Raw genomic sequence first — 21,327 nt, 5'->3', positions numbered from 1 at the left:
ACATGTCTGTAAAAAACATTCGTCTAGAAGTAATGCAGTTTCTAGAGAAAAATATTGATGCATTTGTTGACCAGTATTTGATTCCTGTGGAGAATATATGGCAGCCTTCTGACCTTTTGCCCGATTCCCGAAGCGAAACTTTTTTTGAAGACGTAAAAGAATTAAGAGAAATAGCAAAAGAACTACCGTATGATTTTTGGGTAGTTTTAGTAGGCGATACCATTACTGAAGAAGCACTTCCAACTTATGAATCGTGGTTGATGGATGTGGAAGGTGTGAATCAGATTGATGAAGGCGGCAATGGCTGGTCAAAATGGGTAAGAAGCTGGACCGGTGAAGAAAACCGTCATGGAGATTTGCTAAACAAATACCTTTACCTTTCCGGACGTGTGAATATGCGTGAAATTGAAATGACGACGCAGCATTTGATTAATGACGGATTTGATATCGGCACAGGAAGAGATCCTTATAAAAATTTTGTTTATACCAGCTTTCAGGAATTAGCGACCTATGTTTCGCACAATAGGGTTTCACAAATAGCCAAAAAGTTTGGAGATAAAAAACTTTCCAAATTGTGTAAACTGATAGCAGGTGATGAAATGCGTCACCATCATGCATACTCTGAATTTGTACATAGAATTTTTCAGGTAGATCCAAGTGAAATGATGTTGGCTTTCCAATACATGATGAAACAAAAAATAGTCATGCCGGCTCATTTTTTAAGAGAATCAGGAGAAAAGATAAGTACGGCTTTTGAACTTTTTTCAGATTCGGCACAAAGAATTGGCGTCTATACGGCAACTGATTATATTGACATCATGCAAAAGCTGATTGACAAATGGGATATCAGCAAAATTACAGGATTGACAGATGAAGCAGAAAAAGCCAGAGATTACCTGATGAAACTTCCGGCAAGAATGGCAAAGATTTCAGAACGATTGGTCATTCCTGCAGAATCACATATTTTTAAATGGGTTGAACCTGCAACATTAAGATAATAAACCAAATCCTTTCTTCACAGAGAGGATTTTTTTTCTCACAATACTATGGACAACGTAATAATAGAAAAGACAATTGTTTTTGTAAAAGAAAAGCTTAAGGATGCCGAAGGCGGTCATGATTGGTTCCACATCGAAAGAGTGTATAACAATGCCATGAACATAGCCGAGCATGAAAACTGCAATACCACAATCGTAGCTCTAGGAGCCTTGCTGCACGACATAGCTGACAGTAAATTTCATGGCGGAGATGAAACGATCGGACCTAAATTGGCTTGGGAATTTTTAGAATCTCAGGATGTACCGGAAGAAACAATTATTCATGTAGTAAATATCATTGAGAATATTTCTTTTAAGGGCGGCAATTTCGAGCGCAAATTTTCTTCAACAGAATTAGACGTTGTACAGGATGCAGACCGTTTGGACGCTATTGGAGCTATTGGTATTGCAAGAGCATTTAATTATGGAGGATTTAAAAACAGGGCGTTGTATGATCCAACCATCGCACCAAATATGAATATGAGCAAGGAAGAATATAAAAGTGCCGTTTCGCCTACAATTAACCATTTTTACGAAAAACTACTGTTGCTAAAAGACAGAATGAATACCCAGTCAGGAAAACGAATAGCTGAAGAAAGACATGCCTATATGGAGAAATTCCTCGAGCAGTTTTTTGCGGAATGTGAAGGAAAGAGATAGACTAAAAGTAAACTAGAGTTTGCTTGTAAAGGTTATTTGTTAATTTATCATATCATATTTTATCTCATAGATCTTAGCAGAAAGAGAGTTTGAATTAAAATCAAAATATTTTTTTTCTAAAATAAGTTTGTAACTAGAATCATTTAATTTCGAGAATAAAATAACTTTATTCTCATTGTCAATTATTTGATTTTCCAGCCTTGTTTGTGTTCGATTCATATTTATTGTAAATCCATTCTTTGAGAATTCAACATACCCATTCGGACAGCATAGATAGTCGAAGAAAATATTTTGTTTAGGTAAATAAAAAGAGAGTAGTGATGAATTTTTATTTGTTTTTATTTGCAAATCATAAGTGCTGTTGAAATAATTTAAAAATTCAAGGAACATATTTGTGTTCATTATGTTGTCATTGTTTAAGTCAATTGAGTTTTCAGAAATAATGAATTCAGTTATTCTAAAGTAACTATCTCTTTTTATTTCTCCTTCAATCTTAGAATCATTCTCACATGAAAAAATTACTGTAAAACATAAAAACAGAAACATAATTTTTTTCATAAGTATATAATTTAATGGCAGAGCTCTTTATGCTTTGCCATAGTTGGGTTATTGTACTTTTTTTGGCTCAATACTGAATTTACAATATCCTAAACCTGTAGTATAGTCACGGGTTAACCATATATTCCCCATTAAGGGTAAATTTGCTTGCCCTATAATAATTTTGTCGGCAAAATTTACAATTGCCTCACCAAGAAAATCATTTCCTTGAGTGAATGTTTTTTGGACAGTATGAGTTTGCGTTGTTTCTAAGCTCATACCAAACTTTAAACCTATTTTTGTTTTTACGCCAAAAGCGGCATCAATACCAAAATTAGTTGCAAATTTTACGGTTCTAGTATCTGTTATTACAGAGGTAGTAGTTAAATCTACTTCTTCGATTTCAATCTTTATCGATGAAGCATATTCGTCTAAATCCCAGTTGATTAAAGGAATGTCAGCCAAAATAGTTTGATTGGAAATATTTTTTAGTCTGTAGTAAGTTTTTTCCCAAAACAGAGTTCCTCTAGTGTAGGTATCGTATTCAAGAAAAAACAATTGGTCAGGTGAAACAGTAAAACCATTAATTAATTCGTTACCAACACCATTTTTAGCATTTATTATAGTTCTAACTTTGAATTCATAAAAACCACCGGTCCAATGGCTTGAATTTATTCTGTGGTTATTTCTGTAGGTTGGATCACCAGTCTGATCGGAAATTTTATTATATGCGTTTATAGGATCTCCCGTCATACTAAAACTTCTGAGGTGTTCTTTAAAATCATAAATAAATGGGCCATTCGGAGATGATGGTTGAATTTTATAATAAATAAAATCTCTTTGCCAACCATTTAAATTTGGATTTTGCTGGTCATAAATAGTATAAGCGCTTACTAAGGAGGGATTTAAATTTTTTACTAACCTTGCCGAAACATTTCTTTTATCTTCATTGTCAAAAGAGTTAGCCCAAAACTTTATTATGATTCCATCTTTTTCAAAAACAGTTTTAGTTTTTAAATCTCTTATGTTTGGATTTTCTAAATTAGAAACTACTCTTTCATTGTTTTTGACTACTATAACTGGGAATCCGGGTATAACGTCACTTGGTATCATTTCTAAATCTAGATCAGGAGTGATTAATGGTACTTCATTAGTATAGTTTGTTCTTATAGCAACAGCTGGAATTTCTGATAGAGTATTCCATTTTTTTGCAGAAAATGACTCCAAAGGGAGTTCAGGAACTAATAAGGTTAATGTAGGTTCAACTCGTAATAAATTTGACAATTGGAAATTACTATCCGCATTTTGATTTATTGTTTCCTCCAATGTCATGCCGTTTTCTAACGTATAATCTTTAATAGTATAAACTAAAACCTCATAATCTTTATTGAACATTTTAAGGGCTTCGTTCTTTATTAAACTTCTTAAAGCTGGACTTTCCTTTATACTCTTCATTAAGCTAAGCGCAAATTCCTCTTTCAAAATGCTTTTCTCATCTTTTTTGGAAATTTTATTAAGCTCTTGGACGGTTTTATTTTCTGTAAAATCTTCCTCTGTACTGCAGGAACTTAAAGCAAGTATAGAAAATACAAAAGCTAACTTTTTTGACTCTCTTTTCATCTTTGGCACCAAAGCCTTTGTATCGAATGATGTTAATTTCGGCGACAACAAATTTTTCATGAAATAATTCTAAATGGTTGATATCTAACAAACATAAAGTTTATTTCGTCCTGAAAGTTTTTTTGCAGGTTCTAAATTAGAACTTATGCGAATAGGAAATTATACAAATATTTCTTTTGTTGATGTTGTTATTTTGTATAATATTGATTTATACAACGATACAGATAAATTTATAAGCAGAAACAAAGAATGATAGAGAAAGTATTAAATAGAATCAGGCTCGAAAGATTCAAAAATGGTTTTTCGCAAGAATTTGTAGCCAATGAATTAAAAATTTCTCAGAGTTTTTATTCCAGAGTTGAATCGGGGAAAAACAATTTAACTCTAGAGTTACTATTAAAGCTGGCAGCTTTATTTGGAATTCCGCCAGAAGAATTATTAAAATAAAAAAGCCAGAATTAAATTCTGGCTTTTTTATTTTTATTTTCCTGTAAAAGAAGGTTTCCTTTTTTCTAAGAAAGCACCTGTGCCTTCTTTAAAATCGTCTGTTCCAAAAGCATCACCAAAGTTTTTGATTTCTACAGCGTAGCCATCTACTCCGTCTTTAAAGTTAGCATTGATAGATTCAATTGCTTTTCCGATAGCCACCGGTGAATTTTTCATGATTTTCTGTGCGATGGTATTTGCCAATTCCAGTAATTCGGATTGCGGAACAACATGGTTTACCAATCCGGATGTTTTAGCTTCTTCAGCTGTTAACATTCCGGCAGTCATGATTAATTCCATAGCTTTTCCTTTTCCTACCAATTGAGGTAATCTTTGAGTACCACCATAGCCTGGAATCACACCTAAAGAAACTTCCGGAAGTCCCATCTTAGCATTATCAGATGCAATCCTGAAGTGACATGCCATAGCAAGTTCCAATCCACCGCCAAGAGCAAATCCGTTTATCGCTGCAATAACAGGAGTTTTTAAATTTTCTACAAAATCAAATAAAGTAGCTTGCCCTTTTGCAGCCAGTTCAGCACCTTCTGTAACTGAAAAATTAGCAAATTCAGAAATGTCAGCACCGGCTACGAAAGCCTTGTCACCGCTTCCTGTTAATAGGATTACGCGAATAGAATGGTCTTTGTCGAATGCGTCAAATGCTGAATGAAGTTCTTCAATAGTAGCCTTGTTTAAAGCATTTAATTTTGTCGGTCTGTTAATGGTTATCGTAGCAATACCATTTTCAGAAGCTGCCAGAATATTTTCGTAATTCATGATCTATAAATTTATGGTTGTTTGTTTTGTCTTTGTTGAAATTACATTTTGATTATCGGAAGGAAGACATTAAAAATGGTTCCCTTTCCGGATGCAGTTTCAAAAGTAATAGTTCCGTTATAATTTTCAATAATATTTTTGATGATTCCCAGTCCCAATCCCATGCCGCTGTTTTTTGTAGTAAACTTAGGTTCAAAAATCCGGTTGAGGTTATCTGTTTCTATTCCGGTTCCGTTATCCTGTACGCTAATTAAAACTTGTTCTCCTTCTTTTTTGACAGAAACAATGATTGATTTTTTTGCCTGATGTTCCGGAATAGCCTGAATGGCATTTTTAACCAGGTTTGTTACGATACGGATAAGCTGAGTACGATCCATAATGGTAATGACTTCCTTTTCATCGCTACGGAATTCAATATAATCTTCATTGAAAATATCCAGAGTAAGCTGTACGACATCAACCACATTCAACGTTTCGTTTTGTTGTGCAGGCATAGAGGCAAAATTTGAGAATGCCGAAGCTACGGAACTCATCGTGTCGATTTGCTGAATGAGCGTATTGGAATAATCCGACATTTTCTGTTTTACTTCCGGGTCATTTGGATCAAATTTTCTTTGGAAACTTTGCACGGTCAGGCGCATAGGCGTCAAAGGATTTTTGATTTCATGGGCAACCTGTTTTGCCATTTCACGCCATGCCTGTTCTCTTTCGCTTTGTGCTAATTTAGTGGCACTTTCATCAAGTTCTTCTACCATGGAGTTGTAGGCATGAACCAGCAGGGCAATTTCCTTACTGCTTTCTTCAAGTTCAATCTTTTCGTTTTTCTGATTGAATCGGGTTTCTGTAATCTTATCCGTAATCGACTTTAAAAACTTAGTAATATAACTCGATAGGAAATACGCCAGGATAAAAGCCACAATCAACATGATGGAATACACCTGTCCCAGACTGATAAGGAAATTCCGAAGCTCTCTTTCGTAAAATCCGTCATCCGGAATATAAGGGAGGTTCAAAATTCCAAGAGGCTTGAATTTGGTATCCTTGATTTGCGTGTAGGAAGATCGGAATTTTTTGCCGTCAATACTTTGGACATCTACATATCGTTTGTCCATAGACGACTGTACCAATTTCAAAATGTAGTTTGGAATTGGAGGCAGAATGGTGTCTACTGTAAACGAGGCCTTAGATGATTTGAGAAGTTTTCCGTCCAGGCTGTAAATGTTTATCGCCAAACTATGGATGTCGGCCAGCTTGTATATCTCATCTTTGAAAATAAGCGGCAGGTTTTCCGTAGTCAGCGGATAGGTTGTCGTGTTTAGGATATAATTGATGTGTTCTTTGACTGCTGTTTCCCTACGTTCCAGACGTTCCTCATGATATTCTTTTGCAGCGGTCTTGAATTGGTAAACGGAAAGCGAGGCCATCAAAATTGACGAAATCAGGGTCAGGAAAATCATCGAAAGGAAGATTCTGACACGAAGCGATAGGCGTTTTATTTTGATAGGTTTCAGCATTAAGACTGGTTTCTTTCCCGAATTCTTTTATAAAATTTAAAGCCAAGCATGATTAGTATAGAAAACAGGAAAATCCCGACTACTCCATAAATCCAATTGACGGCATTTTTCAAAATTACCAAAAAAACTACTGCAAAAAGTATGATTGTAGCACCTTCATTCCAAAGACGCATAAAATTGGAAGTATGTTTTACCTCGTCGTTTTGCAGCTGTTTAAATATCTGATGGCATTTCAAATGGTACAAATACAAAGCAAAAACGAAGCCAAGTTTGACATGCATCCAGGATTGTTGCAGCCAAAAATTTCCTTGTGGTGTAAAAAACAACATCCAGAACGCAAAAATACTGGCTAAAACTGCCGATGGCCAGGTGATGATATACCACAGGCGGTAGGTCATAATTTTATACTGTTTTTGCAGAATTTCTTTTTCTGGAGATTCTTTCTGCGAAGCTTCAATTTGGTAAACAAACAAGCGAACGATATAAAATAATCCTGCAAACCAGGTAATCACAAAAATTAGGTGCAGGGATTTTAGGTAGTCGTAATAGTTTTCCATCGATAGTCAAAAATGTAAAAAGTTATCAGACAGCTGCTTTTTCTGAAGCCCACTCTTCAATCCAATTGTTTACGGTTTCTACCCAATTGTCATCATCATTCAGACACGGGATAGCCAAAAATTCTTCTCCGCCATTTTCTAAAAAATCTTCGTTGGCGCGCATAGCAATTTCTTCCAAAGTTTCCAAACAGTCGGTTACAAAGGCAGGCGTTACCACGGCAATTTTTTTGATTCCTTTGGCGGGCATATTGTTGATTTCAACATCGGTATAAGGCTCAAGCCATTTGTCACCGGCTAAACGCGATTGGAAAGTCACACAATATTTGTCTTTTGGAAGATTCAACTGTTCAACGACCAGTCTTGTGGTTTCATAACAATGTGTCCTGTAACAGAATTCGGCAGCAGGAGTTCCAGGTTGGCAGCACATTACATTAGTTGTAAATTTTTTATGTGATCTGGTCTTGTCGGTTTTCCTAACATGTCGTTCCGGGATTCCGTGATACGAAAAGACCAGTTGGTCGTAAGCGCCAAAACCATCCAAAGACTTTTTGATTGAATCTGCCAGGTTTTTGATGTAGTCCGGTTTGTTGTAAAAAGCAGGAACATCAGTGAATTTCATATGTGGAAACTTCTTCTTTCTGATTTCTTCGGCCAATACCAAAATAGTCAGCGTTGAAGCCATTGCATATTGCGGATATAACGGAAAAAGCAAAACTTCGGTAACGCCTTTTTCATGGAGTTCCTGAAGTCCTTTTTCTATTGTCATTTCACCATATCGCATAGCTAAGGCAACCGGAATAGTTGCTTTCGCCTGTACTTTTTTATGCATTCTTTCAGACAAGACCATTAGCGGAGAGCCTTCCTTCCACCAGATTTTTTTATAAGCATGGGCTGACTCTTCTGGACGCTTTCTTAAAATAATACCACGTACTAAGAAAGCTCTTAATAAATAAGGTACATCGATAACATACTTATCCATTAAAAATTCATCGAGATAGGGTTTTACGTCTTTGGGTTCAGGACTTTTTGGAGAGCCAAGGTTTACTAATAATACGCCTTTCATTTGTTTGTTTTTATTCCTTATTAGGGTTACGGATTGCGATTTAGTTAGCTACTGCAATCGACATTAAATATTTTTTTGGAGTGGTTCCGAATTTTTTCTTGAATGCGGCGATAAAGTGGCTCGCTGTACTGTAGCCTATTTTTAGACCGACTTCATTTACATTATAAGAGCCGCTGTCTAATAGTTTTCGGGCAAATTCCATCTTGTAGTCAAAAAGAAAACTGTAGACACTGTCGCCATAAATTTGCTTAAAGCCCATTTTTAGCTTTTTCAGGTTGATTCCCACCTGATCGGCAAGTTCCTGCAATCCTGGTGGTTCAGCCATATTTGCTATGACAATATCCTTGGCTTTTCTGATTTTGAGAACGTTTTCTTCGTCAACCAAAAACGGACACTGTTCTGCATTCGGGTCTTCGTTCCTGTTGAAATAAAGACTCAGCAGTTCATAGGCTTTTCCTTTAAAGTATAGGTTTTTTATCGACGGATGCAGATTGAAATTGAATAGTTGGTTGAGCACAATTGACATTGACGGACTGATAGGCTCGTCTTTATAGTATTTCTTGTCTTTGTTTTCTTCGCTTAAGAAAGGAATGTAATCTGCTTCGGAAGAAAATAAACCATGGAATTTTTTAATTGAAATCAATACGGAAATAGCCCAGGAGTGTGGTGCAATTTCCAAATGCACGGGAAGTTCTTTTTGCGGGTTATAAAGAAATAAAGAAAGGTCTTCTTTAAGATCTAATGCATAGCGTCCCTGATTAAAAATAAACTTCGCCCGGCCTTTGATACCAAAATGAAACTGTATCAGGTCAACATTCACTTCTCGCTCAAAGTGCGAGGTTTCATCACTGTCATTTTGAATCCGGATGATAATAAAATCATCTTCAATTTTGATTTCTTCGGCTGAACTCATAGCGGTATTTTTTATCGTAAGAAATTTGAAATCGGAAAGATTTTTATTTAGAATGGTTCTAAACAAAAAAGCTGTCAAATGCTGATTTCACTGCAAATTTATAGTTTTTCTAATTTATAATCGCCAAAATTATCAAAATATCTCACAGCGATATAAATAGCACTTTTAGCGTTACTTTTATAAAACGTATAGCTATAATTTTGTGGTGTTCGAAATAAAATCCGTTCGAAGGGTTGTTTCGTTATACTTTAAAGTAACACTATGAACAAAAATAACTTGTCAAAGCATCATTACTTCTATGCAGTTGGATTGAGTTACAAGAAAGCTGATGCAGAGATTAGAGGAAAATTCAGTTTAGGGAATGAGGCTAAATCCGAAGTTTTGCAACAGGCAAAAGAAAACGGCATTAGCAGTTTGATAGTTACTTCAACTTGCAACAGGACCGAAATCTACGGTTTTGCAGAACACCCATTTCAACTGATTAAATTACTTTGTGACAACAGCCAGGGAACTGTAGATGAGTTTCAAAAAGTAGGCTTTGTGTATAAAAACCAGGAAGCCATACACCATATTTTTAGAGTTGGAACCGGTTTGGATAGCCAGATTTTGGGAGACTTTGAAATCATCAGCCAGATAAAATCCAGTTTTTCAGAAGCAAAATCGCAAGGTCTTGCTAACGCTTTTATGGAACGATTGGTAAACTCGGTTATTCAAGCCAGCAAAAAAATCAAAAATGAAACCGAATTAAGTTCAGGAGCTACTTCTGTTTCTTTTGCTTCGGTACAATATATAATGAATAACGTTCCTGATGTCAGCAATAAAAACATATTGCTTTTCGGAACAGGAAAAATAGGAAGGAATACGTGTGAAAACTTGGTAAAACATACCAAAAATGACCATATCACATTAATCAACCGTACAAAGGACAAAGCTGAAAAAATAGCTGGGAAATTCAACCTGATTGTAAAAGATTATGATTTATTGCCGTTGGAAATTCCTAAGGCGGATGTACTGGTTGTAGCTACAGGAGCAAGCAACCCGACTATCGATAACGAAATCCTGGCGCTAAACAAACCGCTTTTAATCCTTGATTTGTCAATTCCAAAAAATGTTCATGACAATGTCAAGAATATTCCTGGCGTAACCGTAGTCCATTTGGATGATTTGTCAAAAATAACCGATGTTACGTTAGAAAACAGGAAAAAACACATTCCTCAGGCTGAATCTATTATTGAAACAATGATGGAAGAATTTACGGACTGGGTTAATGACAGAAAATTTGCTCCTACAATTCATGCCCTAAAAGAAAAACTAAACTCTATTAAAGATACCGAACTGAATTTTCAGCGAAAAAAAATCAGTAATTTTGATGAAGAGCAGGCTGAAATTATCAGCAAGAGGATTATCCAGAAAATAACGACTCATTTTGCCAATCATTTGAAAGACAGTGATACCATGGTAGATGAAAGTATTGAATGGATTGAGAAAGTTTTTCAGATTGAACCTTCCAGAAAATGAATAAAATAATCCGAATAGGAACCCGCGACAGCCAATTGGCGCTATGGCAGGCTCACACGGTTGAAAAAAAACTCAATGATTTAGGGTACCAAACAGAAATTGTTGCCGTGAAATCTACAGGCGATGTCATTCTTGATATTCCGCTTTACGAATTCGGAATTACCGGAATCTTCACAAAAACATTGGACATAGCCATGATTAAGAGCGAAGTTGATATTGCGGTGCATTCGATGAAAGATGTCCCAACAGCACTTCCAAAAGGTATTGTACAGACCGCAGTCTTAAAAAGAGCCAATCACGAAGATATTTTAGTGCACAAAGGAAATCTGGATTTCCTGCATTCCAACGGAACGGTAGCTACAGGGAGCTTGCGCCGTCAGGCACAATGGCTACATAGATACCCGAACCATCAAGTTGTTGACTTGCGTGGCAATGTCAATACAAGATTACAGAAATTAAAAGATAATGATTGGAATGGTGCCGTTTTTGCCAAAGCAGGGTTGGAACGAATTGAAATTTTACCGGAAAATCATACTGTCCTGGATTGGATGATTCCGGCTCCGGCACAAGGTGCGATGGTAATTGTTGCAATGGAAAGTGATGATTTCTGCAAAGAAGCAACGGCAAAACTAAACCATTTCGAAAGTGAAATATGTACGCATATTGAGCGCCAGTTTCTAAGAACGCTCGAAGGTGGCTGTACTGCACCTATCGGTGCTTTTGCAGAAGTATTGGGTGATAAAATCCGTTTTGAAGGCGTACTTTTTTCGATTGATGGAAAAGAAAAAATCGAGATAGAAAAGACAGTTGAAGTGACTCATTATAAAAATTTCGGACAGGAAGCCGCATCAGAAATTCTTGCCAATGGCGGACAGGAATTAATGGAAGCTATTAAGAGAGATTTAAAGAAATAAATTTCAAATAAGATGTCTGAACCGATTCGAATTTTGTCCACAAAAAAACTGCTGCCAAACCAGAAGCAGTTTTTGCTGAATGCTGGTTTTTCAGTACTAGAAGCCAATTTTATTCAGGCAACAGGGAAGAAATTTGAGTTAGGAAATGAAGTCGGAAACCTGATTTTTACCAGCCAGAATGCGGTAAAGAGTTTTTTGGAAAACAAGAAATCCGAAAACCTGAAAAGCAAAAAGATTTTCTGTGTAGGTACAAAAACAAAAGCGGTATTAGAACAAAACGGCTACAAGGTTCTTGCTTCAAAAGAATATGCTTCTGAACTGGCAGAAATTATAGTAAGAGATTTTCAAGAAGAAAGTTTTGTGTTTTTTTCAGGAAGCCTGAGACGTGATACATTACCGGAAGCCTTAGAAAAAGCCAATATAAGCCTGAAAGAAATTGAAGTATATGAAACCATCCTCACGCCGCAAAAGATAAATGGCAGAGTAGACGGAATACTTTTTTTCAGTCCGTCAGGCGTGCAAAGCTACCTGAAGGAAAATACGATAGAAAACCAGATTTGTTTTTGTATTGGCACCACCACAGCAGAGCCTTTAGAACAAATAACAGATAAAATAATAATTGCAAAACAGCAGACCGTTGAAAGTGTGATTATCCAAGCAATAAATTATTATAGCAAAAAGCTCTAGGCAACGCCCTAAGCAAATTTAAGTCATAAATGATAGCTTAAAGCCTCGAGGCTTAAAGCCAAAAGCCAAAAAAAATGATAAAAAACGACCTTTTTTTAAGAGCACTCAATAAAGAAACTGTAGAACGTCCGCCAGTTTGGATGATGCGTCAAGCCGGAAGATATTTGCCGGAATTCATCGCCCTGCGTGACAAATATGATTTCTTTACGCGTTGCCAGACTCCTGAATTGGCAGCTGAAATTACAGTACAGCCAATCAGAAGAATTGCTCCTGATGCAGCCATTTTGTTTTCAGACATTCTGGTCGTACCACAGGCTATGGGAATTGAAGTTCTTATGAAAGAAAGTGTCGGACCATTTCTGCCAAATCCAATCAGAACCATTCAGGATGTAGAAAAAGTTGTGGTTCCGGATATTCATGAAACATTAGGCTATGTGATGGATGCCATCAAGCTGACAAAAGAAATGCTGAACGATGAGGTTCCGTTAATCGGGTTTGCCGGTTCTCCGTGGACTATTTTTTGCTACGCCGTAGAAGGAAAAGGTTCAAAAAGTTTTGATACTGCCAAAGGATTCTGCTTTACGCATCCTGAAGCGGCGCACGTATTACTGCAAAAGATTACCGATACGACAATTGCTTACCTAAAAGAAAAAGTAAAAGCCGGCGTAAATGCGGTACAGGTTTTTGACAGCTGGGGCGGAATGCTTTCTCCAACAGACTACCAGGAATTTTCATGGAAATATATCAATCAGATTGTTGAGGCATTAGCTCCCGAAACACACGTTATTGTTTTTGGAAAAGGCTGCTGGTTTGCCTTGAATGAAATGGGTAGAAGTAAGGCTTCGGCTTTGGGAGTAGATTGGACATGTTCGCCAAGAAACGCCAGATACCTGTCAGGTGGAGAAATTACGTTACAAGGAAATTTTGACCCGTCAAGACTGCTTTCGCCAATACCGACAATCAAAAAAATGGTTACGGAAATGATTAACGAATTTGGTAAAGATAAATTCATTGCCAATCTTGGACACGGAATTCTACCAAACATTCCTGTGGACCATGCCAAAGCATTTGTAGATGCAGTAAAAGAATATAGATAGTTGATTTAGGATTTTTGATTTAAGATTTTAGTCTGAAATCCTAAATCTAAAATCCTAAATCTGGAAATCTCAAATCAAAAATAAAAAAAGATGCTAACCAAAGGATTGCGTGACGAAGAAAATGAAAGGATAAACAATATCCTGAAACAGCTGATTTCACTTACCTATATTCCGGAAAACTGGAATTTGGACGAATTGGAAAAACATCTTAATTATTTAGAACTGACCTTGAGAAACCTATTGGATTTTTCGTCAGATGAATTGATTGCCCATCTGGAAAAATTTCACTTTGATTGGGCCAATGCTGAACAGTTCGCAGATTTTATAGTATTGCTTTCTGACCGTAAAGAAGAAGAAAGAACACAATTAAAAGAAAAAGCCGTGGCTATTTACGAATACATCCAAAAAGAAAGTAAAGTATTTTCTTTTGATATTTTCAATAAAATTGCCAAAGCCAAAGCATAACCAAAATGAAAAACAAATTTTACGCATACATACAAAATCTTCAGGATAAAATTACTGCCGAGCTGGAAAGAGTTGACGGACAAGCAACCTTTAGACAGGACATTTGGGAACGTCCCGAAGGCGGAGGCGGAAGAACCCGTGTAATTGAAAATGGAGCCGTTTTTGAAAAAGGTGGTGTTAATATTTCTGCGGTTCACGGTTCATTGCCACAAGCCATGCAGGCTTATTTTAAGGTTGGCGATGTTGATTTTTTCGCTTGCGGATTGAGTCTGGTTATCCATCCTAAAAACCCGATGGTTCCAACGGTTCATGCCAATTGGAGGTATTTTGAAATGTATGACAAAGAGGGAAATATAGTAGACCAATGGTTTGGCGGTGGACAGGATTTGACGCCTTATTATTTGTTTGAAGAAGATGCCAAACATTTTCATCACACCTGTAAGTCTGCCTGTGACAAGCATAATCCGGACTTTTATTCAAAATTTAAAAAGCAATGCGATGCTTATTTTTGGAATGCACACAGAAACGAAGCCAGAGGTTTAGGCGGATTGTTTTTTGACTATTGCAAGGCTTCAGAAGATTTTACACTGGAAAACTGGTATGATTTTGTAACAGAAGTAGGCAACAGCTTTTTGGAAGCGTATGTCCCGATTGTTGAAAAAAGAAAAAATTTAGAATACACACCAGAAAACAGAAACTGGCAGGAAATCCGTAGAGGACGCTATGTAGAGTTTAATCTGGTTCATGATAAAGGCACGCTTTTCGGATTAAAAACCAACGGAAGGATAGAAAGTATACTAATGAGCTTACCGCCGCACGTACAGTGGGTGTATGACCATCATCCGGAAGCCGGAAGCGAAGAAGAAAAATTAATCAAGATATTACAGAATCCGATTGACTGGATTTAAATAAATACCTTTTTAGATGAAAGTCTTGACTGAAATCTAAAATCTAAAATTCAAAATTATGTTTCCACTACAAAGAAATCGCCGTTTAAGAACCAATGATTCCATCCGAAGCCTGGTTCGGGAAACGCATCTGTCTCCTAACGATTTTATGTTTCCAATGTTTGTTGCAGAAGGAAAAGACTATAAAGTTGAAATTCCATCTATGCCGGGTATTTACCGTCGTTCGTTGGATTTGACGGTCAAAGAGGTAAAAGAACTTTGGGATTTGGGAATCAAGGCGGTCAATATTTATGTAAAAGTAGACGATAAGCTAAAGGACAATACAGGAAAAGAAGCCTGGAATAAAAACGGTCTGATGCAGGAAACCATCCGCGCTATCAAAGATGCTGTTCCGGGAATGATCGTAATGCCGGATGTGGCCCTTGATCCATATTCTATTTATGGACATGACGGGATTATCGAAAAAGGACAGGTAATCAATGATGCTACTGTCGATGCCTTGACGCTGATGAGTTTGAGTCATGCAGAAGCCGGAGCTGATTTTGTAGCGCCAAGCGATATGATGGACGGACGTGTGCTCGCCATACGTAAAGCCTTAGAAGAAAACGGACACCATAATGTTGGGATTATGAGTTATAGTGCCAAATATGCGTCCTCTTTTTATGGACCGTTTCGTGAAGCATTAGACAGCGCGCCTGTAGATAATATGGATGTTCCAAAAGATAAAAAGACCTATCAGATGGATTATGCAAACCGGATTGAAGCCATCAAAGAAGCCTTGCATGATGTGGAAGAAGGCGCTGATATTGTTATGGTCAAACCAGGAATTGCTTATCTTGATATTGTAAGAGAAGTAAAAAATGCGGTAAACGTTCCAGTTTCAGTATATCAGGTTTCCGGCGAATACGCTATGGTAAAAGCCGCTGCAGAAAGAGGATGGTTGGATCATGATAAAATCATGATTGAACAATTACACTGTATCAAAAGAGCAGGAGCAGATATTATTTCTACTTATTTTGCTAAAGAAGCAGCAATCATTTTGAATAAATAATTAAATTCAACCCAACCTCGCCAGGGTTTCAAACCCTGGCGAGGTTTAAGGTTTTATACTAAACATGAAAAATCTATTTTTTATCCTTCCGGCCTTATTCTTTATTTCCTGTCAAAAAGAAACAAAAAAAGAATCGCTTTATCCGGAGAAAACACTTTCTGCTGAAGAAAAACAGTTGGAATTGGGACGTGAAATTTTTGATGGAAAAGGAATGTGTTATTCTTGCCATAAGCCGGACCAGAAAGTGATAGGGCCTAGTATTGTTGAAATTGCGAAAATCTACAAGGAAAAGAATGGCGATATCAAATTATTCCTGAAAGAAAAGAGCGAGCCTATTGTCGACCCGAAGCAATATTCTGTGATGAAGACCAACTTTGCCATCACCAAGACATTTTCTGATGAAGAGCTGAAAGCTGTTGAAGCCTATTTTTATAGCCATTTGAAAAACGAAAAATAAAAAAAGCCATCTCTTGAGATGGCTTTCTTATTTTAGAATCGGTCACAATTATGATTGTGGCTCGATAACTTTTCCTTTGATAGTCAAAATCTTTGGAGTTTCAGTATCGTTAGTTGTTACTGTAACAGATTTTGAGAATGCACCTGGTGTAGCTGCATTGTAAGTAGCAGTAATGCTAGCAGTTTCTCCTGGTTTGATTGGAGTTTTTGTGTAATTTGTTGCTGTACAACCACAAGAAGCCTTTACATTCGTAATCAAAACAGTTTGTTTTGTAGTGTTTTTGAAAGTAAAATCAAAAGAAGCTGGTTTTCCTTTTTGGATATCTCCAAAATCGTGAACATCAGATGTCCAAGTTACGCCAGCTGCTGCTTTTGTAGCTTGTTTTGCAGGAGCAGCTTGCACTTTTGGAGCAGCAGCCGTTTGAGCAAATGAAGAAGCACTTAATAATAAAGCTCCAGCTAAAGCAAAAAATGATAATTTTAATGTTTTCATAAATCAGATAAATTTTAAATTAATTTAGATTTTCGTGATTGGTGTTTCAAATGAACAATACAAATGTATTTAGTTTTTTTAAGAAAGATGTTAAGCATTTCGCAACTCTTGTTAATGACTTGTTAATGGGTTGTTTTGCAGTCTAATTTATAGTAATATCGTGCTCTGTTTATACCTCATGTATTGAAATTCAACAAATTAAATATAATTATCTTCATTGGGCTTTTGGCAATCATAGGCGTTTTGTTTATGCAATTGCTGACCCTGTCACAAGCCTACGCGTTTGAGAAAAAAGAATTTAGCGAGAAGATCCATTTTGCCTTGCAGGATGTGGTCGCTAAAATTCATAAAGACAATAAGACAGAAGTCCCGATAACCAGTCAGATAAAAAAGATTACAGACGATTATTATATCGTAAATGTCGATGATGTTTTTGAAGCTTCAGTGCTGGAGTATTATCTAAAGACGGAATTTCAGAAAGTAAAGCTGAATATCGATTACGAATATGCCATCTACGATTGCAGTTCAGATGAAATGATGTATGGAAAATATGTTTCCTCATCAGACAAGAAAGCACCACGATGTGAAAAATGCTTTACCAAAAAGGAAGGACTTGTTTATTATTTTGCCATTCGTTTTCCACAGTTGAAATACAATTATATTACTTCACTCCAACAATATTGGGTGTATACTGGTGTGCTTGTTCTGGTCCTTGTAATATATGTTTATTCGGTATTGCTCCTGATCAAGCAGAAAAAATATACAGAACTCCAAACCGATTTTATCAATAACATGACGCATGAATTCAAGACGCCCATATCTTCAATTCTTATAGCGTCTAACTATGCCAAAAACCAGGAAGAGATTACCAAAAACCCAAAGCTTTCCAAGTACGTTCAGATTATAATCGAACAAAGCAATAAGCTCAACCAGCATATTGAAAAAATCCTGCATATTGCCAAAAGCGATTCACACATGTTGGAATTAGAAAAAACCACATTTAATATACTTGATGTGATAGGCTTGGCTAAAGAGACCATATTGCTTAAATATGGCAAGGAGATTTCGATTGAAATCCAAAGTGGAAAGACGGAATATCTAATCGTTGCAGATGAATTTCACTTTTCAAATGTCGTATACAATATTTTGGACAATGCTATAAAATACAACGACTCCGTTCCCAAAATACGTATTACGATTACAGAAACTCAAAAAGAAGTCCGACTTGAATTTATGGACAATGGGATTGGTATTGAAACTCCCGAATTAAATGCTATTTTTGATAAATTTTATCGTATTTCAAGTGCAAAACGAAACGAAGTAGGTGGCTTTGGATTAGGACTGTTCTACGTAAAGAAAATCTGCACCTTGCACCGATGGAAGATAAATGTTAAAAACAATCCGGATAACGGGATAACAGTAACAATCAGCATTCCGAAATAGTATATATGGCAAAAAGCAAAATTTTTTATGTAGAAGACGATGCTACATTGGCGTTTCTGACTATAGATTATTTAGAGCAGTTTTATGATATCACTCATTTTTCGGATGGAGCTGAAGCTGTAAAGAATTTTCATAAAGGCAATTACGACCTATGTATCCTGGATGTCATGCTTCCTAAAAAAGACGGTTTTGAAATTGCCCAGGAAATCAGAAATTCCAATATTGAAATACCTATACTTTTTCTTTCTGCAAAATCGTTAAAAGAAGATCGGATCAAAGGATTGAAACTAGGAGCCGATGATTTTTTAGTCAAGCCTTTTAGTCTTGAAGAATTAAGTCTCAAAATAGAAGTTTTCCTGAAAAGAAGTTCTAAAGCTCCAATCATTGTTCAGAAGAGCTATGAAATAGGACGCTTTCAGTTTTTCCCAAACGATTATTGCTTAACAAGAGATGCTGAAAAAGTCAACCTGACGGAACGCGAATCTGCCCTGCTGAAGCTATTTTTAGACAATAAGAATGAAATACTAAAACGCGAAAAAATCCTTACAGCCTTGTGGGGAGATGATGATTACTTTATGGGCAGAAGCCTCGATGTATTTATCTCGCGCCTTCGCAAAATTTTCAAAGAAGAAAATACGGTAAGGATTGAAAACATTCCAAGAATAGGCTTCAAGTTGGTAATGGAATAACAATCGGCTTTCACAGCTTATTTTAAATCCAAAAGTTTTTTTTCATAACTTTAGATTTTAAATAATCCTCCATGTTACAAGCCTACATCAATACGCCATTGGGCATTGCTGAAATTAGCGGTGATGAAAACGGAATATCCAGTATTTTGGCATTTGACGAAGGAAAGCCTGTTTCTGCAACGATTCCTTCAGAACTTCAAGATGCCGTAATCCAACTGCAAGATTATTTTGATGGGAAAAGAAAAGATTTTACTTTCAAAATGAACCCTTCGGGAACAGAATTCCAGAAAAAAGTATGGAATGGATTGCTCGAAATTCCTTTTGGAAAAACATTGTCTTATCAGGAATTCTCTATCCGATTAGGGGATGTCAAGGCGATACGTGCCGTAGCTTCTGCTAATGGTAGAAATCCGCTTTGGATTGTAGTTCCCTGTCACCGCGTTATTGGTTCTGATGGTTCACTAACAGGATATGCGGGAGGATTATGGAGAAAAAAATGGCTTTTGGATCATGAAAATCCTGTAAAGCAGCAAAGTTTATTCTAGAACCAATAACTAAATAGTATGAGATTTCTGAAAAAATTCCTTTTGTGGTTTGCGATCGTATTGGCAACAATTATCCTGTTGCTGTATATTTTTAATTTGGACTATCTCTTACGTGCCATTAGAATTACATATCTGAATGGAGAGAAGACTGCTTTTCTTGAAGATTATACTGAATTTCCAAATCGTGAAATTAAAAAAGGAGCAGGACAACCTTGGGCTGTTAGCAAAGAGTATAACAAGGCTAAACCAACTGATGTACTCGAAGAAACCAATAAAAAATTCGAGACAGTTGCTTTTTTAATTATCAAAAACGATAGTATTTGGTATGAAAGCTACTATGATGGTTACAATAAAGACAGCAAGTCCAATTCATTTTCTATGGCAAAAAGTATTGTCACGGCTGCTTTAGGAAAAGCAATTATGCAAGGGAAAATCAAAAGCCTGGATCAAAAAGTGACCGATTTTTTCCCTGAATTTGCAGGTAAATACGGTGATAAGATGACTGTAGGCGATTTGTCATCAATGTCATCAGGACTGGATTGGGACGAATCGTATTATAGCCCTTTTTCAATTACAACCCGAGCCTATTTTGACGATAATCTTACCGATTTGATGCTCGGGCTGAAAGTTACTGGTGAACCGGGTAAAGAATTCAAATATTTGAGCGGGAACACACAGCTATTGTCTATGGTAATAGAAAAGGCAACGGGCGAACATCTTGCAGATTATGTTTCGGAACATTTTTGGAAACCTTTGGGAGCAGAACACGAAGCGCTTTGGCAGATTGACCGTCCAGATGGAATCGAAAAAGCCTATTGCTGTATTGCCAGTAATGCCAGAGATTTTGCACGTTTCGGGAAACTATACAAACAACAAGGGAAATGGAACGGCAAGCAGATTCTGGATTCTGCCTTTGTAGAAAAGTGTGTTACGCCTAGATTTGCAGATGCGCCAATGTATGGATATGGCTGGTGGTTAAGCGATTATATGGATAAGCAGATTTATTATATGCAGGGACATTTAGGACAATATGTTATTGTAATTCCGAAAGATGACCTGATAATAGTGCGATTAGGCCGCAACAGAGATGAAAGAGCCGATGGTAATTCCCATAGAAATGATTTTTATGTATATATTGACGAGACATACGAAATGCTAAGCCATGATAGAAAAGATTAACCTGGAGCACATCCTTTTTTTGGATATTGAGACTGTTCCGGAAGAAGAAACATTTAACGCCTTAGATGAAGAAAAGAAGGAATTATTTGATTTAAAAACACAGTACCAGAGAAAAGAGCAATTTACACCGGAAGAGTTTTATGACCGTGCTGGAATCTGGGCCGAGTTTGGTAAAATAATATGCATTTCTGTTGGATATTTTACTTTCAAGGGCGATATCCGACATTTCAGAGTTACCTCTTTTTTTGGTGACGAAAAGAAAATACTCCGGGATTTTAGTAATCTTTTGGATAATCATTTTAGCCAGCCGCAGCATATCTTATGCGGGCACAATGCCAAAGAATTTGATTTTCCTTTTATTGCAAGACGAATGATTATCAATCAGATAAAGATTCCGAGTAAATTGAATCTTTTTGGAAAGAAACCTTGGGAAATACCTCACCTTGATACTATGGAATTATGGAAGTTTGGCGATTTCAAACATTATACTTCCCTGAAATTAATGGCTAAAATTTTAAACATTCCATCTCCTAAAGATGATATCAGCGGAAGCGATGTTGGTCATGTCTATTATGTTGAAAAAGACATTGATAGAATCATTACCTATTGTGAAAAAGATGTAATTGCTGTAGCGCAGATTTTATTGCGTTTTAGACGTGAAGATCTGTTGATTGAAGATGAGATAATACACATATAAATAAAAAAAGCCTTGGATTTC

General features: G+C 36.5%; 24 protein-coding genes. 16 read left to right on the top strand and 8 right to left on the bottom strand.

Annotation, left to right across the window (positions count from 1 at the left end):
* The first annotated feature begins 2 nt into the window (after positions 1-2).
* Positions 3-998, top strand: coding sequence for an acyl-ACP desaturase (locus tag ABH942_RS13550; protein ID WP_370032837.1), 996 nt, complete (start codon positions 3-5; stop codon positions 996-998).
* Positions 999-1,046: 48 nt separating this feature from the next.
* Positions 1,047-1,697, top strand: a complete 651-nt coding sequence (locus ABH942_RS13545) for an HD domain-containing protein (protein ID WP_370032835.1) — start codon at positions 1,047-1,049, stop codon at positions 1,695-1,697.
* Positions 1,698-1,736: 39 nt separating this feature from the next.
* Here the strand turns inward: ABH942_RS13545 and ABH942_RS13540 are convergent, their stop codons facing one another.
* Both ABH942_RS13540 and ABH942_RS13535 read right to left on the bottom strand, forming a co-directional pair.
* The gene (locus tag ABH942_RS13540; RefSeq protein WP_370032833.1) at positions 1,737-2,255 is read right to left on the bottom strand and encodes a hypothetical protein; all 519 of its coding nucleotides are present in this window, start codon (positions 2,253-2,255) and stop codon (positions 1,737-1,739) included.
* Positions 2,256-2,303: 48 nt separating this feature from the next.
* Complete coding sequence (locus ABH942_RS13535) at positions 2,304-3,854, bottom strand: hypothetical protein (RefSeq protein WP_370032831.1); 1,551 nt, start codon at positions 3,852-3,854, stop codon at positions 2,304-2,306.
* Positions 3,855-4,103: 249 nt separating this feature from the next.
* On the opposite strand from ABH942_RS13535, the gene ABH942_RS13530 reads away from it, so the two are divergent.
* Complete coding sequence (locus ABH942_RS13530) at positions 4,104-4,301, top strand: helix-turn-helix domain-containing protein (RefSeq protein ID WP_370032829.1); 198 nt, start codon at positions 4,104-4,106, stop codon at positions 4,299-4,301.
* 33 nt (positions 4,302-4,334) lie between these two features.
* On the opposite strand, the gene ABH942_RS13525 is transcribed toward ABH942_RS13530, so the two are convergent.
* From ABH942_RS13525 to ABH942_RS13505, 5 genes are read right to left on the bottom strand one after another with little or no spacing between them, the layout of a single operon-like run.
* Complete coding sequence (locus tag ABH942_RS13525; protein ID WP_370032827.1) at positions 4,335-5,117, bottom strand: enoyl-CoA hydratase/isomerase family protein; 783 nt, start codon at positions 5,115-5,117, stop codon at positions 4,335-4,337.
* A 41-nt stretch (positions 5,118-5,158) separates the two neighbouring features.
* Positions 5,159-6,574, bottom strand: coding sequence for a PAS domain-containing sensor histidine kinase (locus ABH942_RS13520; protein ID WP_370033077.1), 1,416 nt, complete (start codon positions 6,572-6,574; stop codon positions 5,159-5,161).
* Between the two features lie 56 nt (positions 6,575-6,630).
* Positions 6,631-7,188, bottom strand: a complete 558-nt coding sequence (locus tag ABH942_RS13515; RefSeq protein WP_370032826.1) for a CopD family protein — start codon at positions 7,186-7,188, stop codon at positions 6,631-6,633.
* A gap of 25 nt (positions 7,189-7,213) precedes the next feature.
* On the bottom strand, positions 7,214-8,251 hold the full coding sequence (hemH, locus tag ABH942_RS13510; protein ID WP_370032824.1) for a ferrochelatase: 1,038 nt from the start codon (positions 8,249-8,251) through the stop codon (positions 7,214-7,216).
* Between the two features lie 40 nt (positions 8,252-8,291).
* A complete protein-coding gene (locus ABH942_RS13505) occupies positions 8,292-9,164 on the bottom strand; it encodes a helix-turn-helix transcriptional regulator (protein WP_370032822.1) in 873 nt (290 codons plus the stop codon).
* 261 nt (positions 9,165-9,425) lie between these two features.
* Between ABH942_RS13505 and hemA the strand changes: the two genes are divergently transcribed.
* From hemA to ABH942_RS13465, 8 genes are all read left to right on the top strand, one after another.
* Positions 9,426-10,682 (top strand): glutamyl-tRNA reductase, encoded by a 1,257-nt coding sequence (hemA, locus tag ABH942_RS13500; protein ID WP_370032820.1) that lies wholly within the window; start codon positions 9,426-9,428, stop codon positions 10,680-10,682.
* Complete coding sequence (gene hemC / locus ABH942_RS13495) at positions 10,679-11,596, top strand: hydroxymethylbilane synthase (protein ID WP_370032818.1); 918 nt, start codon at positions 10,679-10,681, stop codon at positions 11,594-11,596. The genes hemA and hemC overlap by 4 nt, the downstream gene beginning before the upstream one ends.
* 12 nt (positions 11,597-11,608) lie before the next feature.
* Positions 11,609-12,283 (top strand): uroporphyrinogen-III synthase, encoded by a 675-nt coding sequence (locus ABH942_RS13490; protein ID WP_370032816.1) that lies wholly within the window; start codon positions 11,609-11,611, stop codon positions 12,281-12,283.
* A gap of 74 nt (positions 12,284-12,357) precedes the next feature.
* A complete protein-coding gene (hemE, locus tag ABH942_RS13485) occupies positions 12,358-13,380 on the top strand; it encodes a uroporphyrinogen decarboxylase (protein ID WP_370032814.1) in 1,023 nt (340 codons plus the stop codon).
* Between the two features lie 90 nt (positions 13,381-13,470).
* Complete coding sequence (locus ABH942_RS13480; RefSeq protein WP_139999031.1) at positions 13,471-13,845, top strand: hypothetical protein; 375 nt, start codon at positions 13,471-13,473, stop codon at positions 13,843-13,845.
* Between the two features lie 5 nt (positions 13,846-13,850).
* Positions 13,851-14,753 carry an oxygen-dependent coproporphyrinogen oxidase gene (hemF, locus tag ABH942_RS13475; protein ID WP_370032812.1) on the top strand — a complete coding sequence of 301 codons (903 nt, stop codon included), beginning with the start codon at positions 13,851-13,853 and terminating at the stop codon, positions 14,751-14,753.
* Positions 14,754-14,811: 58 nt separating this feature from the next.
* Entirely contained in the window at positions 14,812-15,804 is a 993-nt protein-coding gene (gene hemB, locus ABH942_RS13470) for a porphobilinogen synthase (protein WP_370032810.1), read from the top strand.
* Between the two features lie 64 nt (positions 15,805-15,868).
* Positions 15,869-16,261 carry a c-type cytochrome gene (locus ABH942_RS13465; protein ID WP_370032808.1) on the top strand — a complete coding sequence of 131 codons (393 nt, stop codon included), beginning with the start codon at positions 15,869-15,871 and terminating at the stop codon, positions 16,259-16,261.
* 48 nt (positions 16,262-16,309) lie between these two features.
* Here ABH942_RS13465 and ABH942_RS13460 read toward each other — a convergent pair whose 3' ends face one another.
* A complete protein-coding gene (locus tag ABH942_RS13460; protein WP_370032806.1) occupies positions 16,310-16,753 on the bottom strand; it encodes a DUF1573 domain-containing protein in 444 nt (147 codons plus the stop codon).
* Between the two features lie 183 nt (positions 16,754-16,936).
* Here ABH942_RS13460 and ABH942_RS13455 point away from each other — a divergent pair, with 183 nt between their 5' ends.
* The 5 genes from ABH942_RS13455 (at position 16,937) to ABH942_RS13435 (ending at position 21,306) form a co-directional block, all read left to right on the top strand.
* Entirely contained in the window at positions 16,937-18,196 is a 1,260-nt protein-coding gene (locus ABH942_RS13455) for a sensor histidine kinase (protein WP_370032804.1), read from the top strand.
* 5 nt (positions 18,197-18,201) lie between these two features.
* Positions 18,202-18,885: a response regulator transcription factor gene (locus ABH942_RS13450; protein ID WP_370032802.1), complete on the top strand. Its 684-nt coding sequence runs from the start codon at positions 18,202-18,204 to the stop codon at positions 18,883-18,885.
* Positions 18,886-18,956: 71 nt separating this feature from the next.
* Entirely contained in the window at positions 18,957-19,430 is a 474-nt protein-coding gene (locus tag ABH942_RS13445) for a methylated-DNA--[protein]-cysteine S-methyltransferase (RefSeq protein WP_370032800.1), read from the top strand.
* An 18-nt stretch (positions 19,431-19,448) separates the two neighbouring features.
* Positions 19,449-20,609: a serine hydrolase domain-containing protein gene (locus tag ABH942_RS13440; RefSeq protein ID WP_370032798.1), complete on the top strand. Its 1,161-nt coding sequence runs from the start codon at positions 19,449-19,451 to the stop codon at positions 20,607-20,609.
* A complete protein-coding gene (locus ABH942_RS13435; protein WP_370032796.1) occupies positions 20,593-21,306 on the top strand; it encodes a 3'-5' exonuclease in 714 nt (237 codons plus the stop codon). Before ABH942_RS13440 ends, ABH942_RS13435 begins: the two co-directional genes overlap by 17 nt.
* Positions 21,307-21,327 lie beyond the last annotated feature (21 nt).

This window comes from Flavobacterium sp. 28YEA47A, from assembly GCF_041262125.1.
Lineage (GTDB): Bacteria > Bacteroidota > Bacteroidia > Flavobacteriales > Flavobacteriaceae > Flavobacterium.
The sequence above is the reverse complement of the archived record's forward strand: the minus strand, read 5'-3'. Positions and strand labels throughout refer to the sequence as shown.

Coding starts and splice junctions, on each gene's coding strand:
- ABH942_RS13550 (WP_370032837.1), top strand. CDS start 3: ATGTCTGTAAAAAACATTCGTCTAGAAGTAATGCAGTTTCTAGAGAAA.
- ABH942_RS13545 (WP_370032835.1), top strand. CDS start 1,047: ATGGACAACGTAATAATAGAAAAGACAATTGTTTTTGTAAAAGAAAAG.
- ABH942_RS13540 (WP_370032833.1), bottom strand. CDS start 2,255: ATGAAAAAAATTATGTTTCTGTTTTTATGTTTTACAGTAATTTTTTCA.
- ABH942_RS13535 (WP_370032831.1), bottom strand. CDS start 3,854: ATGAAAAGAGAGTCAAAAAAGTTAGCTTTTGTATTTTCTATACTTGCT.
- ABH942_RS13530 (WP_370032829.1), top strand. CDS start 4,104: ATGATAGAGAAAGTATTAAATAGAATCAGGCTCGAAAGATTCAAAAAT.
- ABH942_RS13525 (WP_370032827.1), bottom strand. CDS start 5,117: ATGAATTACGAAAATATTCTGGCAGCTTCTGAAAATGGTATTGCTACG.
- ABH942_RS13520 (WP_370033077.1), bottom strand. CDS start 6,574: ATGATTTTCCTGACCCTGATTTCGTCAATTTTGATGGCCTCGCTTTCC.
- ABH942_RS13515 (WP_370032826.1), bottom strand. CDS start 7,188: ATGGAAAACTATTACGACTACCTAAAATCCCTGCACCTAATTTTTGTG.
- hemH (WP_370032824.1), bottom strand. CDS start 8,251: ATGAAAGGCGTATTATTAGTAAACCTTGGCTCTCCAAAAAGTCCTGAA.
- ABH942_RS13505 (WP_370032822.1), bottom strand. CDS start 9,164: ATGAGTTCAGCCGAAGAAATCAAAATTGAAGATGATTTTATTATCATC.
- hemA (WP_370032820.1), top strand. CDS start 9,426: ATGAACAAAAATAACTTGTCAAAGCATCATTACTTCTATGCAGTTGGA.
- hemC (WP_370032818.1), top strand. CDS start 10,679: ATGAATAAAATAATCCGAATAGGAACCCGCGACAGCCAATTGGCGCTA.
- ABH942_RS13490 (WP_370032816.1), top strand. CDS start 11,609: ATGTCTGAACCGATTCGAATTTTGTCCACAAAAAAACTGCTGCCAAAC.
- hemE (WP_370032814.1), top strand. CDS start 12,358: ATGATAAAAAACGACCTTTTTTTAAGAGCACTCAATAAAGAAACTGTA.
- ABH942_RS13480 (WP_139999031.1), top strand. CDS start 13,471: ATGCTAACCAAAGGATTGCGTGACGAAGAAAATGAAAGGATAAACAAT.
- hemF (WP_370032812.1), top strand. CDS start 13,851: ATGAAAAACAAATTTTACGCATACATACAAAATCTTCAGGATAAAATT.
- hemB (WP_370032810.1), top strand. CDS start 14,812: ATGTTTCCACTACAAAGAAATCGCCGTTTAAGAACCAATGATTCCATC.
- ABH942_RS13465 (WP_370032808.1), top strand. CDS start 15,869: ATGAAAAATCTATTTTTTATCCTTCCGGCCTTATTCTTTATTTCCTGT.
- ABH942_RS13460 (WP_370032806.1), bottom strand. CDS start 16,753: ATGAAAACATTAAAATTATCATTTTTTGCTTTAGCTGGAGCTTTATTA.
- ABH942_RS13450 (WP_370032802.1), top strand. CDS start 18,202: ATGGCAAAAAGCAAAATTTTTTATGTAGAAGACGATGCTACATTGGCG.
- ABH942_RS13445 (WP_370032800.1), top strand. CDS start 18,957: ATGTTACAAGCCTACATCAATACGCCATTGGGCATTGCTGAAATTAGC.
- ABH942_RS13440 (WP_370032798.1), top strand. CDS start 19,449: ATGAGATTTCTGAAAAAATTCCTTTTGTGGTTTGCGATCGTATTGGCA.
- ABH942_RS13435 (WP_370032796.1), top strand. CDS start 20,593: ATGATAGAAAAGATTAACCTGGAGCACATCCTTTTTTTGGATATTGAG.